This is a genomic window from Deltaproteobacteria bacterium (assembly GCA_016183235.1).
Taxonomy (GTDB): domain Bacteria; phylum UBA10199; class UBA10199; order DSSB01; family JACPFA01; genus JACPFA01.
The window spans coordinates 65,679-79,131 of record JACPFA010000016.1; the positions used below are offsets into that span (position 1 = coordinate 65,679).

The 13,453-nt window shown below is 44.2% G+C and carries 10 protein-coding genes; 3 read left to right on the forward strand and 7 right to left on the reverse strand.

Going from position 1 to position 13,453, the window contains the following annotated elements:
* The first annotated feature begins 164 nt into the window (after positions 1-164).
* Positions 165-1,814 (forward strand): hypothetical protein, encoded by a 1,650-nt coding sequence (locus HYU97_03910; GenBank protein MBI2335889.1) that lies wholly within the window; start codon positions 165-167, stop codon positions 1,812-1,814.
* 7 nt (positions 1,815-1,821) lie between these two features.
* Here HYU97_03910 and HYU97_03915 read toward each other — a convergent pair whose 3' ends face one another.
* Positions 1,822-3,345: a diguanylate cyclase gene (locus HYU97_03915; protein MBI2335890.1), complete on the reverse strand. Its 1,524-nt coding sequence runs from the start codon at positions 3,343-3,345 to the stop codon at positions 1,822-1,824.
* A gap of 112 nt (positions 3,346-3,457) precedes the next feature.
* Between HYU97_03915 and HYU97_03920 the strand changes: the two genes are divergently transcribed.
* Positions 3,458-4,246: a biotin--[acetyl-CoA-carboxylase] ligase gene (locus HYU97_03920; GenBank protein ID MBI2335891.1), complete on the forward strand. Its 789-nt coding sequence runs from the start codon at positions 3,458-3,460 to the stop codon at positions 4,244-4,246.
* Positions 4,237-5,010, forward strand: coding sequence for a type III pantothenate kinase (locus HYU97_03925; protein MBI2335892.1), 774 nt, complete (start codon positions 4,237-4,239; stop codon positions 5,008-5,010). Before HYU97_03920 ends, HYU97_03925 begins: the two co-directional genes overlap by 10 nt.
* A 5-nt stretch (positions 5,011-5,015) precedes the next feature.
* Here the strand turns inward: HYU97_03925 and HYU97_03930 are convergent, their stop codons facing one another.
* From HYU97_03930 to HYU97_03955, 6 genes are all read right to left on the reverse strand, one after another.
* The gene (locus HYU97_03930; protein ID MBI2335893.1) at positions 5,016-5,570 is read right to left on the reverse strand and encodes a hypothetical protein; all 555 of its coding nucleotides are present in this window, start codon (positions 5,568-5,570) and stop codon (positions 5,016-5,018) included.
* A gap of 67 nt (positions 5,571-5,637) precedes the next feature.
* Entirely contained in the window at positions 5,638-6,600 is a 963-nt protein-coding gene (locus HYU97_03935; protein MBI2335894.1) for an alanine dehydrogenase, read from the reverse strand.
* 504 nt (positions 6,601-7,104) lie between these two features.
* The gene (locus HYU97_03940; GenBank protein ID MBI2335895.1) at positions 7,105-7,866 is read right to left on the reverse strand and encodes an MBL fold metallo-hydrolase; all 762 of its coding nucleotides are present in this window, start codon (positions 7,864-7,866) and stop codon (positions 7,105-7,107) included.
* A gap of 37 nt (positions 7,867-7,903) precedes the next feature.
* On the reverse strand, positions 7,904-11,173 hold the full coding sequence (locus HYU97_03945) for a carboxypeptidase regulatory-like domain-containing protein (GenBank protein MBI2335896.1): 3,270 nt from the start codon (positions 11,171-11,173) through the stop codon (positions 7,904-7,906).
* 141 nt (positions 11,174-11,314) lie between these two features.
* Complete coding sequence (locus tag HYU97_03950; protein ID MBI2335897.1) at positions 11,315-12,277, reverse strand: hypothetical protein; 963 nt, start codon at positions 12,275-12,277, stop codon at positions 11,315-11,317.
* 175 nt (positions 12,278-12,452) lie between these two features.
* Positions 12,453-12,866: a hypothetical protein gene (locus HYU97_03955; GenBank protein ID MBI2335898.1), complete on the reverse strand. Its 414-nt coding sequence runs from the start codon at positions 12,864-12,866 to the stop codon at positions 12,453-12,455.
* Positions 12,867-13,453: the final 587 nt, after the last annotated feature.

Sequence of the window (13,453 nt, forward strand, 5' to 3'; positions counted from 1 at the left end):
TGAGAGTTCTCATGAGAATCCTTAGCTGCGAGGGCTTTTTTTGAACTTCAAAGTTTCTTCAAAAAAATAAGCAACTTATTTTAAGAGGCCTCGAGGGAACCGGCTCTATCTGTCGGGGAAGTTTGGGTATCTCCCAATTGTAATATTGATTCAAGGAGCTACCCATGACAGCACCTGTTTTATCCACCCCCCACACACAAAATCCAGTAGCCCTTCATTCCGAGCCCCCAGCAACCTATGCCATAACGGTAAAAACTCCGCCTGTCAGGTTTCTCAATAGAGCTGAGGTAGAAGGCTCCTTCCGCGTGCGTTACAGTGATACCCCGCATACACTCAATGCCCTTTGGCGAAAAGATGATGGAGATTTGTTAGGGAATCTCATCTTGGGGATGGTTCTACCATTGAGTCTCCAAGCCATCGTTCGTGCGCTCAATTCTTTTGCAAAAGAGGTCGCAGATGTTTACCCAAGCATGTCACCACTAGCCAAAGCCTATTTAGCCGAAACTCAACTCATTGCTTTATCAGAACCTCACCGTCAACCAGGAGAAACCTGGTTATCTGCCACCCCACCTACTAACACAGAAAAACAGATCGCCGAGTTATCTATAGCTTATTTCCAAAACATGGCCATGGCAGACAAAATGCCAAGAGAACTTAAAAAGGCCATTGGGGCTTTGTGGTCTATCTCTCTAACACCGTGGAGCGAAGGCATCCTGGCTGAAAGTATCCATTTAGGTGAGGCGCTGCGTGCGGCTACACCTACAGCAGAACAAGAGGCCAACCCAAAAGTCACATCCACTATTTTGGATTGGCGAGCCATGCTACATGAAGCGCTCGCCGAATACTATAGACAAGACAAGGATGAAAGCTCATGCTTACGGGGGCTGTACGCTGCCCTGGCGTTGCGTGAACTTCAGACCAACTCGCCCTGGATCAAAACGCAATGGGACAAAGCAAGGTCTGTCTTCACCGAATACAACAAACTTGCCCAAAAAATTCTTGAACTAGTCCCCTCAGATCTTAAGTTTCGAGACAAAGCAGCCACAATCCAAGAAAAGGCCCGCAAATTTAACGCAATCGAACTAATGTTGTCCCACCTTAAGATACCGATCGACACAATCCTTGATATAAGCAACCCTTCACGACGGCTACAAATAGTTGAAGATGCTGACAATCTCGTTTTCACTGATCCTTTTAAGGACTTTTTGCCATGGTCACTTCAAGTAGAGGCCCTCCGATGGCATGCTCAAGCATTCGAAATGTGGAACAAGAATGATCCTACGTTTTATTTCCTAGGGAAATCCTTTGCATACGACCATTACCTCATTCGTCATGCTCTTGATCGCGGTGATTGGCTGCTGGCGGAAACTTCAATCGAACAATATCAGCAGAAAAAGAGTAGGTGGGGCACGGATGTCTATGAATATACACTTGGAAGACTTTACCGCTCATCAGAAACTACGTTCTACGAAGACATAGATGCAATGAAACTGCGATGGAAAAAGGACGTGAAAACAAGATTGAGCGATTTTAATACGCTTACATCCTACTTGGAATACCTCAAATGGCTTGGACTTTTTGCGGGTGACTTACATGTTGATGTGGAAGAACTTAATTCTTATTTACGTACAGGCTACCCCCAACCACAAAGCCCGGCCATCATCACGGCATTGAATGATCTCCTTCAAGAAGAAAAACTTGATCATGCTAGTTCTAGTAGTGCCCACAACACTCGATGGGTCGCTGACAAGTTAGCTAGTTTAGAAGCGTCACATTTTTATGAAGCCCGAGGGGGATTCAAACCAAAAAAATAACTGTTCCTTAAACAGCCTTGAGCGCTGGCTTTACTTTGCGATTATAAACTACGACTTGGTTGCGACCTTTGATTTTAGCGGAGTAGAGAGCAATGTCAGCATGGTTGATTAAATCATCCATGGTAATGGCATCGGCCGGCATGCCTGAAACTCCCACGCTAATGGTGATTTTGCCAACGTCTTGCTGCCCCATCTTGGCATCTTTAAAGTGCTCTTCAATGATATTCCGAATTTTCTCGGCAATTTGGTAAGCGTTGTATACTTCAGTATCGAGTAAAATAATGGCAAATTCTTCCCCCCCATAACGAGCGAGCGTGTCCACTTCGCGAATATTTTTAGACAACACCGCCGCTAAATCCTTCAACACCTGATCCCCCACTAAATGCCCAAAATTATCATTAAACTTTTTGAAATAATCGACATCGACCATGAGTAGCGACAAAGGCCGCTTAAAGCGCTTGCTGCGTTTTACTTCCATGGTGAGGGCTTGGTAAAAATAACGGCGATTGTAAATATTCGTGAGATCGTCGGTGATAGTAAGTTCTTTGGCTTGGGAAAAAAGATTGGCGTTCTCTAAAGCCACCGCTACCTGTGAAGATAAGGTCACCAACAATTCTTTTTCATTGAGATTAAACCCATCTTTAACCGGGCGCGAAAAATAAAGAATGCCCAACAATTTATCTTTTCTTAAAATAGGCACAAACAAACAGCACCGTTCTGGAAAAATAAACTCATGCCCTTCTAAATATTCTGACACCATTGAGCTATTGCGAATCAACAACGGTTCGGGTTTTTTCATGATCTCGGTTAATAAAGGCTCTTGTAATTTAACCTTGGTTTGGCCCACCAATTCTAAGTTCGTTAACCCATGGCTAGCACTCAAAATGAAATTTTTCTTGCGATGATCGGTGACAAAAATGGCAAACTCGGCAATCATCAATTCGCGCGATATCACCTCACTCAAAATCAAATAGAGTTCGTTAGGATCTAAAACGCTAGAAAGTGTGTTGCTAACCCGCGACAACAGCGAATATTCGCGCAAGGCATTTTTTAAACGATTATTGGTCTCTTCAATAATGCGGGTTTTTTCTTCTAAAACTTTATTATATTTTAATTCTTCTTCCGCAATCACCAGTTTACGATCCGAATGCAGGCGGATTCTTTCGAGCTCAGACAATTTTAACAACATCTTATTGAGCCGCCTCGACAAGATACCTAACTCGTCAATCGCATTGGAATCGACCCGGGCAGTCATGTCGCCCTTTTCCAATTGTTGTAAGACGCGAGTGATTTTGTTGAGCGGGCGGTTAATCAACAATTTTGCAACGAGTTTAACCCCATAAATCGCAACCACAAAAGACAGCCCTGCAAACAAGGCGAGCGTGCGAATCAAACTGTAATTGGCCAATTGTTCGGGTGGAAGACTTTGCAAAAATAACAACACCAAAGTAAAAAAGCAGGCTAGCAGAAAACCCGTTGCTATTCCCAACTGGAGCCCCAAGTCTTTACGTAAATTTTGAATGGGTTTCATAAATTAATTTAAGCGAATTATAAGGAGGTGCGCTGCATAGTGTCAACAGGGCAAATTTCCACTTGCAGGATAAAAAAAATCTTAGTAATCTCAGCTGGTTACGGAGCAACCTATGAAATTTAATCAAGAATCTCTTGTTAAAACTTTAAGTCCCATCCAAAATTTGGACAAAATTTTGTTCTTCCCCACACTTGATTCTACCCAAGATTATGCCAAGGCCAATGTAAAAGCATGGCAAGGGCAAACCGTGCTGATCGTGGCCGACGGCCAAACCACGGGCCATGGGCAATGGGGGCGAAGTTGGGAATCCCCCGCGGGGGTTAATCTTTATCTTACCTTGGTGGTTTTTCCCAACATTCCTGTTCAACAAGCCCCCTTCATCAATGTGGCCTGTGGCTTAGGTTTGCAAAAGGCGTTTAAAGAAAACTTGAACCTCCACTCCATGATCAAATGGCCCAACGATCTTTATCTTCATGGCAAAAAATTTGTTGGGTTGTTGTCGGAACTGGTTGAAGTTGAAGCGGGTCATCGTGCGGTTTTGATTGGTATGGGTATTAATATAAATTGTGAACTCAAACAATTTTCCGAAAGTGTTCAAAAAATAGCTACTTCTTTAAAAATTGAAACTGGCAAAAATTTTGATCGTAACGAATTGTTGGCCTTTTTATTGCCTGAGGTTTTAAGTGGAATTCAAATTTTAGAAACCGAAGGCATCAAACCCCTCTTAGAAGATTTTAAGAAATATTCTAGTTTTGTGGGTCAAAAAGTGCGCTTTGTTGAAAATAATCAAGAAATTTTGGGTAAGGTCTTCGGTCTTTCAGAAGAAGGTTGGCTAGAAGTGGTTGACGAAAAAAATCGTTTGCATCAATTGGTCTCGGGCGAGGTTTATTTATGCTCTTAGCCATAGATGTTGGTAATACCAACATGGTCATTGGGATTTATGAAGATGGCAAATTGCTGCACCATTGGCGGATGGAAACCAAAAAAGAACGCACCGCCGATGAGTTTGGGATTTTTTTTAAAGAACTCTTGCAGTTTGCCAATCTCAAGATGACCGATGTTGATCATATTATTATTTCTAACGTTGTGCCCCCATTAGAATTTGCCTTAACTCGCATGAGTGATCGCTACTTTGGAGTCAAACCCATTTTCGTGCGGGCGCAACTTAAACTCCCCATTAAGATTGGGTTAAAAATTCCTGAAGAAGTGGGCGCTGACCGTTTGGTCAACGCGGTTGGAGCCATTTACAAATACAAAGGCGCTTTGATTATCATCGATTTCGGCACAGCCACGACTTTTGATTTTATTTCTGCCAACCGCCTTTACAAGGGCGGCTGCATTGCCCCAGGCATCGCCATTTCGAACGAGGCCCTTTATCAAAATGCCTCCAAACTTCCCCGGGTAGAAATTGCTCGCCCAAAAAAAGTAATCGGCACCACCACGATTGAGAGTATGCAAGCGGGCGTGTTTTTTGGTTACCTAGGGTTGATCGATGAAACAGTTCGCCGCATCCAACGAGAAGTCAAAGTCAAAACCACGGTTATTGCCACCGGCGGGTTCACCAGTTTGTTTGCCAAAGAATCCAAAACCATCCAACACGTAGAACCTTTTTTGACGCTGGATGGGTTGTTACATATTTTTAATTATCTTCGTGCAAAGAAGTAAATATTCTATTCCACAATAGTAGGTTCAGGGCGGCATTGTTCTCGGGCCTTTAACAAACTTTGTTGTAATAATGGAGCTCTTAGCAATTCACAACTCTTTACCTCGATTACTCCTGGTAATCTCGAAGTAGCAACTGATTTCGTATCAATGGGCTCCATATAGAACTTAGCTCCACAGATAATGTCTTCGTCTTTGCGGTGTCCCTCAACTCCTGGTGTAAACGGAAGAACTTCTACTCGAACCCTTAGTTCTGAAGTCTGAAAATCGCACCGCCAGCTGCCTAAACTTTCACAAGTAAAACTACCCAAGCTAGCCAGAAAATCTCTGGCTTGTTTGTAGCTTGCTTGGATTGATTTTTTCCCTTCGGGCGTTAAGGTTAATTGGGTGTTTCGTGAGCCACAGATAGTAGTAGTAGCGTTAGCAAGATCGAGTTGGCCACCCCTTGAGGTACTATTAATAACAACACCTCTCTCTATTTCAATTTCTACTTTAGTGAGGCTTTTATCTGTTTCGATAGAAATGATATGGGGATTTATCGTAACTGCAGCAGGTCCAGCCATGGCATGTCTCCTTTTTATGACACACCCACCACTGAACACCTATTTTATTTCTCGAACTTATAGGCTTTTAGTTGCTATTTTTTAATACCTTAGGAACCAACGGCGCCACCACTTTAGACAAAGCTATCGAGGCCGTCCGCGGCACGAGGGCTGGGATATTGGGGATGGCTACGTGAATCACGTCATACTTTACATAGCTGGGATGGGAGTGGGAAGTTGGATGCGTGGTTTCACTTGCCCCACCTTGATCAACGGCCACATCGACTAAAACTGACCCTGGCTCCATTTTTTTTACCATCGCGGCGCGAATCACATGAGGGGTTTTAGATTTAGGGACATGCACCGCCCCAATCACAATATCGGCATGCTTCATTTGGGTTGACAAGGTTTGGGGACGCGACAAATAAAATTTAAGTTGCGGGTTTCTTTTTAAATGACTTAGGCCCTTTTTTTTATTCACATCAAATAAACTCACCCGTGCCCCAACACCTAAGGCCACCTGAGTGGCAGCTAAGCCCACGCTACCTGCCCCCACCACCACCACATGATTTGGCCAAACCCCCTTGCCGCCCTGCACTCGGCCTAAAAAATGTAAGCCCAAAGCAATGCTGAGCTTGCCGGCAATCTCGCTCATGGGATGCAAAATGGCCGTTAGCCCTTGGGCATTGCGATATTCTTCAAAAGGATAAATTTTAACGCGGTGTTTTTTTAACGCCACCACCAATCGCGGGTTAGCGGCCAAGTGCAAAAAGCAAAATAATTTTAACCCGGGGCGAAAATATTTAAATTCTTGCAAGAGAGGTTCTTTTACTTTGACAATCAAATCAGCCCGCTGCCACACACGGCTGGCCTGATTAATGAGTTGACCACCAGCTTTTTTATAGAGCATATCCGGAAACCCAGCTGAACAACCTGCTCCCTTTTCTACCAATACCGTAATGCCCTGGCGCACTAGCGAACGCACCGCTTCAGGCAACAAGGCCACTCGCCCTTCTCCATCTTTAATTTCTTTAGTAATACCGATGATCATTAACAATATTATAACTCAACTAATTGAATGAGTCCCTACCTAAAAAATTTTACTGAAGTCGGCAGAGGCTTCCAGGGGTCCGTGTCGTCCGGCGGTTATGGCCACCGGACGCACTCAAAGTCTCGGCTTTCACGGCTATATAGCCATAGAGGTGAAAGCTGGAGTTTACCCTGAGCAAAGCGACAGGGACAAACCCCTTCCAGCCTCAGCCAACTTCAGTAAAATTTTTCATATCTCTTCAAATACTTGAGAAATATAAAAAGGGAGCGAGGGTGTCTCTGTTTGGAAACATTGCGCAAGGAGCGAGCCCGTAGGAGGGCTAAAAAATTTTATTGTTTTTTTTGAATTAGAGGATGACAGAGGAATACTCTAATTCAATTAAAAACAAAAAATTTTTTAGCCCGAGTAGGGATCGCGGTGCGCGTTTTCAAACAGAGACACCCCCGCTCCCTTTTTAGGTGCAGAAATTTGATAAGGATGTAACAGAATGTAAAGGTTTTACGATTAAATATCTAATTCCATTCCATCATAACCAAGCTCAACCCCCGCAGGCAATTCGCGGTTAACAACGTCGTGATCGATGTCGTGAGTCATGTGGATGAAAACGGTATGTTTAGGTTTGACCTTTTGCACAAGGGCCAAAGACTCTTCCATATTCATGTGCGTAGGATGGGGCTTAAAACGCAGAGAATCTAAAATAAGCAGGTCAAGATTTTCCAAATAAGCCTGACTGGTTTCAGGAATTGATTTTACATCGGTACAATAGGCTATGTTGCCAATACGATAACCATAGGTGATGCCCTTGCCATGCTGCATGGGAAAGGCATTGACCTGAATGCCTTTTATTTCCATCACCGCGGCAATGGGTTTGCGAATTAACCTAGGGATAAACCCCAAAGACTCATCACAATTGCAAAAGATGTAATCAAAATATTTGTTCATCTTATCATAGGAAACATCATCAATATAAACCGGGATTTCTTCTTTTTGCAGATAATTAAAACATCGCAGATCATCGATGCCATGAATGTGATCGGCATGGGCATGAGTAAACAGCACGGCATCAATGCGTTTGATATTATTTTTCAAAACCTGTTCTCGAAAATCTGTGGAAGTATCGATAAGAAAATTTTTTCCTTCCACCTCCACAAAACAGGACGCTCGGCTGCGCTTATTTTTGGGATCGGCCGAATTGCAAACCTTGCATTCACAACCAATCACCGGAATGCCCGTAGAAGTGCCGGTGCCTAATAAAGTAACTTTCATAAGATGAAGTCTGCTATTTTCGATTGAATCTGTCAATTTACAAGGGAGAAACGCCGCTGGCGACGTATTTGGCCACAAAGCCGTTGCCATCTACATCAATAAAGACGGGGTTAGTAAAGGCAAAGGCCCTGACCCCACCGATGGTATGAGGGGCGTTTTGGAGTTTGTTGAAGAAATCGGCCTGAGAGACTTTAGTAGGATCGAGGCCCTTGGTAATAATGGGGAACATTGATTTAACATTGTTCGAAGAACGCACCACCACCACAATCCAGGTGTCTTCGTTAAAATCAAATGATTGGCTGATCGTGGCACGGCGCACTCCATCTTCGACGCTTTGTTCAAAACCATTGCCCTTTACCAATTTGACTTTGGGTTTAATGAAATAACGGTTTTTAATGGCCTGTGGCCCTGTACCATCACCAGTAGGAATACCCAAAAAGAAATTTTTTGCAGGGCCTTGATAAGTTTTATCCATGGCATCCATGGCCGGCACACCATCGGCATTGGTGTAAATTTCAACCGTATCCCAGTCTACATATTCAACACTGGATACTTTAATTTCTAAATCCACATGCCCGCCGCTAATCGTGCCCCCAATGGTGGTGGCTTGCGTGGCATCGGCTGATTTGGCCACCACTTGAATATAAGGGCCGTTAGAAACAATCACTTGATGGTTATTGGTATTCACGGCTACTTCTTCTTCGCTGATGGAACTATATTGATTACCAAAACCGTCCCGCGGGTCGATGCTCGAACGAATATAATTACGCGGCGAACCAATGGGTTCGCGTATTTGCACGTGACTATCGGAAGAACCAGTGGCGGTTTTGATCAACCCAAGGTTGAGCATATTAAAATAGGTAGGAAGAGCTGAATCAAACAACATTTCTGCAACATCAGGGTAGGCACCCACAATCAATTCAAGGGCGGTAAAATCAAAGGTCATGAGTTCGCTGGTACCTGGAGGGAAGGGTGCTTGGAAGCCACCTGCACTGTTGGTGTTGGTATGAAGACGATAATTTACCGGATCACCTACAGTATACAAAGGCTGCGCATCAGGGAAAAGGGTTGAGGTCACGAGCCCTGCAATTTTGAGATTACCGTAGATGGGGTCAAGGACATGCGCCAATTGAAGAACTTGCGTGCCTGGATTTTGAGCATCGATATTTTTAAAAAATTCACCCGGCCCTTGCACATAGTCATGCGATGGGTTGGCAGGATCATCACTGGGCATCAGGGTATAATCATAGGCCCCACCGGTGGTGGAGTTGGGATCAACGGTTAATGGAAAGGCCAGAAAATGCCCAAACGCCAGCGGCGTAATTTCATCACCCGCCATGGCACCTATGTAACCTTGGGAGTTTAAGGCCTGAACAATGGGTTTATAATCGGTTACAAAATCATGATCGGTAGACAAAATGACATCCATGCCCTCACCCAAGGTGGCATAGACTCGCGAGGCCAAACCAAAAGCACTATCAGCGCTATTGACGGAATGAAGATGTAAGTCCATCCCCACATAACCCGGCGTCGCTAATACATGTTCAGTGGCGGCATTAATAGTAGTTTTGCCGCCAGCGGCCATGTTGACGGATTGAGAGTAAACCGAATATTCAAACCCACGGGTGATATAAATTTTATATTGGCCGGGTTCGAGACGAAATTGATTGTCACTGATCACCCGCGAACTGCCATTGGGATGCACCTTGCCGTCAGGGCCATAATATAAAACATCCACAATTCCATAAGGCCGTTCACTCAAGGCAATTTCGGAATATTTGCCAGCCTTACCGACGCCATCCACAGGATGAATGGGGCTGGGGTCAAAACCAACGATAGTGATGCGAGCTGGGCTCACCTTGCCACCTGAACTAACATTCACAGCAACGGTGCCACTAGAGCCCAGGGTGCAATTGACTCCACTGACAGTGAAGGTCGCCTGATCAAAACTACCGCTTGTACATTTGCCAGCATTGGGGCCTTGATCTAACAAATAACCTTCTTTGTAAACTTCTATCGCATATTTGCCGTTCCCAAACATTTGTGCCTTAACATCGACCCCACTCGAAGCAATGCCACTAAAACTACCATCGGCCTTTGACCAAATCATCGAAACAGGTTGTTTGTCTTTGTCCACAATCTGCAAAATCACGACCCTAGCATGGTCCACCGGTGCACCTTGAGAATCGACCACCTTGCCATTAATCAATACCTTGGAAACACCCAAGGCATCGAAGCCAGCGGCCAAGGCAGAATTAATATCGCCATCGCCCACGGAAAAATAGCGTGTGTAAGTGTTGGTGCCGGGTTTTAACATATTACGAATTTTCACATCCGAGGCATCACCAAACGGAATTAGGTGCAAGAAACTTTCTTCCCCAAAAAAGATCGGCACAACCCCCGGAATATTAAGCCCACCGGCGAGTTTTAATGTCCCATCTTCCTGTAAAAACGGCATAGGATCGTAGAAAAAGCCGTAGGATACTTTGATATCATCTTCTAGCCCACTATAAAGAATAGCCGGTATATTGTCTTGTTGTACATCCTTTACATAGCCCTGTTTGGGGATAAAGGTTTCAATGATACCAGAACCATTAACCCATTCCCCAACCGGAAAGGGTACGGGCTCACTGCCTTGATTGAATAAATGTGTTTGGATAGTAATGTAATTTTTGTCGGGCTTTAGAATATAGTCCGTCACAACGGTTTGTGAAATGTTACGCAGTTCCAAAATATTTTCAAAAGGGTCGTAGAGGTCATTAAAACGAACATCAAAATACAATTCAACATTCTTCAGCACTCTTGCAAACGGCACAATAATCGCAGCTTGAATGTAATCATAAACATCTATGACACCCGTGGCACGTATAACCACAGGCCCCTGGGCAAAATCGGCATTAAGGATTTCTAATTTTTGATAATTGGCCGTCCATGAAACATTGAAGGCTGGAAACAAAACCGCAAAATTATCTTGCCCTGGTTCGTTGGCACTGCGCATGAGGTCTGCATCAATGAGGTTACCACCAAAGGTCCAAAGCCCCGTATTGCGGGTAGGTTTTTGAATGATGAAGCGCGCTTTGTCATTTTGAATAAGAATATCCCCAGTGCGCCCTTGGCCCATAGGCCCACCGATCAAAAAAGTTGGATCATTAATAATGCCCGCCCCACGAAAGGTGGTAGGCGTGCCCGAAACATTAGGGCCGAACACACCTTGGCCTGAGAAGCCATCTTTATCTTTGCCACCACCCCCACAGGATACCAATCCCAACAGCAAAAGCGGCAATAAGCCCCATTGGCTAAACTTCATGAAGAAACCTCTCTATATTGTATCGCCATTAAACCCCAGAAGTTGCCGTATTCCCAATAAATTCTTTATGTTGCAGTGCGGCATGAAAAGCCCCACGCCTTCTTCATGATAATCTAAAACCTACCCAAAAGCAAAACTAACCTAATTTTGTTGGATACAATTAACAACATTGGTATTGCCACCTTGATTAATGACTTCGCCATTCATGTTGCATTCCTCAATAGTATTATTATTGGTTGTGGAATGGAAAAATATACTATTACCTTCTTCCTCTCCTATTGTAAAACTCATGCTTGAAAGATGATTAAAATCTGAATCTTCCTCAAATGCAGCCGCAAATTCTCCACCAATACCGCTAGCTCCACAATCAACTACCATATGTTCTAAATCATTATTGGAAGAATTTGCGAAATAGAGACAGGCATAGAACCATCCCCCAGGTAAATCAGCCACCCCTGCATCAATTAACCAAATTTCTCTCACAGTAATATTATGAGCATTCTCAAATCCAAAAAAAGCACCCGCCCCTCGTAGGCCAACTCCATAGAAGACGGCATCCCCATCAGCTGTACTTTCTACTGTGAAGTTTTGTCCACTTACAATGATGCTGGTATCATCATAATTGCCCTCACAAATAATGGTATGGCTGTTAATATGATTGACCTGACCTGCATGTAATGGCCTAATAATTGCTGTACTATCATCACAATCCACATCCTCCTTAAAACCATCACCGTCGCCATCAAAGATAACGGGGTTTACGTGGATATCAATAGTTTCGCTATCGGTTAACCCACCGCTGTCTTGAACAACGAATTTTACTCCCAAGGCAGGTTGTTCCGTCGCTGGAGTCCATGTAAATACCTGTGTGTCTGGATTGAATAAAGCCCCTGGGGGTAAATTCTCAGCCCAAAAGGTTAAAGCCCCATGACCCATGGGATCATCAACCACGTTCGGATAGTCTTCGTTATCAATGGCCCATACCTTAAATACAAATGTGCTATGTTCATTGGCAATAAGGTCGTGAGTCGGGAACACAATAAAAGGCGGATAATTTGGCGCATCTCCTGGTGGAGGTGCCTGAACCTTAATTTTAACCGTCATCTTATCAGTCAACCCTGCTTCATCTGTAACTTTAAAGGGCACCTCTAATAACTTGGATTTGGGGGGACCTCTAAAAAGGGCCCAGATGCAAGGCGCCCGCAAAGACGCGACCGGAGCGTATATGGAAATACGTGAGGATCGTGGCTTTGCGGGCAACGCCGCAGATGGGTCGTTTTTATTCGTAACCTATGAAGTTCTCAAGTGGTGCCCATTCAAAGAAACCACCTGGAGAAAGAACGTTAAAAAGATTAACGGGGTCACCAGGGCTTGAACTACTAGCCGAAAAAACCAAACTTGCAGGATTTTCATCTTGAGCAGAAAGTTGGAATTGGACAGTCTGCCCAAAGGTAACTGCAAAATCATCGATCTCATTAAATACCGGTGGATTATTTTGAGGAACCGCTTGGCCCCCATCTTCTACGGGTTCATCTATGGATACATCAACGGCAACCGTCGCATCTTTAGGTGCGTGGTAGGGAGGATGATTACTAGTACCTACATCCCATTGTCCCTGCCATCCGCCATCGTGGCTGCAAGCCATTTGAGAAAAGGCGCCTAAAAGTTTAATGGCCCCTTTCCCAACTGCCACATGGGGTTTTAAAAACCAAGGGGTCTCATACTTGTGCCTCGAATCTTTTACCACGATAGGGCCATATGAAACGGGCCCTCTGGAATATCGATCCCTTATTAAAGTGCTCGCATTAAATTTGGGATGCTCAACCCGGCGTAACTTTGGAATTGCTGGGGGGGGGGCCGGCCTGGGTATTAAGCCAAGAAAACTCAAACCAACTCAAAACAGATGTCATCCCTGCGGATGGTGAAGTATTTCCCATAATCAAGCCCTTTCTTTGTTGGTTAAAAGACCTAAAACAAAATTTTTGAAGATTCACTTTTTTATCGCAGGCTCACGCTAGAAGTTGTTGCCTCATTGTAATTATTTTATGCCACAGCGCAGCATCGCTCTAAACGAAAACCTTTTGCAATCCAAAAGTAATTGCATGACGGAGGAACAATAACATCTTGTGCAAATCGCAATGTACAAGCTCCGTCAATATGTCAGTTAACTGCTACGTGAAAATGTCAGTAGGCAGTTTTCATATTGAGTTAACATTTTTAAAAAAGATGTCATTGCGAGCGAGCCCCGTTGGCGAGCGTGGCAATCTTCGTTATTTAACT

Excerpts from the sequence above, each read along its gene's own strand:
- HYU97_03940 (MBI2335895.1), bottom strand. The coding sequence starts at position 7,866 with ATGAAAGTTACTTTATTAGGCACCGGCACTTCTACGGGCATTCCGGTG.
- HYU97_03920 (MBI2335891.1), top strand. The coding sequence starts at position 3,458 with ATGAAATTTAATCAAGAATCTCTTGTTAAAACTTTAAGTCCCATCCAA.
- HYU97_03915 (MBI2335890.1), bottom strand. The coding sequence starts at position 3,345 with ATGAAACCCATTCAAAATTTACGTAAAGACTTGGGGCTCCAGTTGGGA.
- HYU97_03910 (MBI2335889.1), top strand. The coding sequence starts at position 165 with ATGACAGCACCTGTTTTATCCACCCCCCACACACAAAATCCAGTAGCC.
- HYU97_03925 (MBI2335892.1), top strand. The coding sequence starts at position 4,237 with ATGCTCTTAGCCATAGATGTTGGTAATACCAACATGGTCATTGGGATT.
- HYU97_03930 (MBI2335893.1), bottom strand. The coding sequence starts at position 5,570 with ATGGCTGGACCTGCTGCAGTTACGATAAATCCCCATATCATTTCTATC.
- HYU97_03950 (MBI2335897.1), bottom strand. The coding sequence starts at position 12,277 with ATGACGGTTAAAATTAAGGTTCAGGCACCTCCACCAGGAGATGCGCCA.
- HYU97_03945 (MBI2335896.1), bottom strand. The coding sequence starts at position 11,173 with ATGAAGTTTAGCCAATGGGGCTTATTGCCGCTTTTGCTGTTGGGATTG.
- HYU97_03935 (MBI2335894.1), bottom strand. The coding sequence starts at position 6,600 with ATGATCATCGGTATTACTAAAGAAATTAAAGATGGAGAAGGGCGAGTG.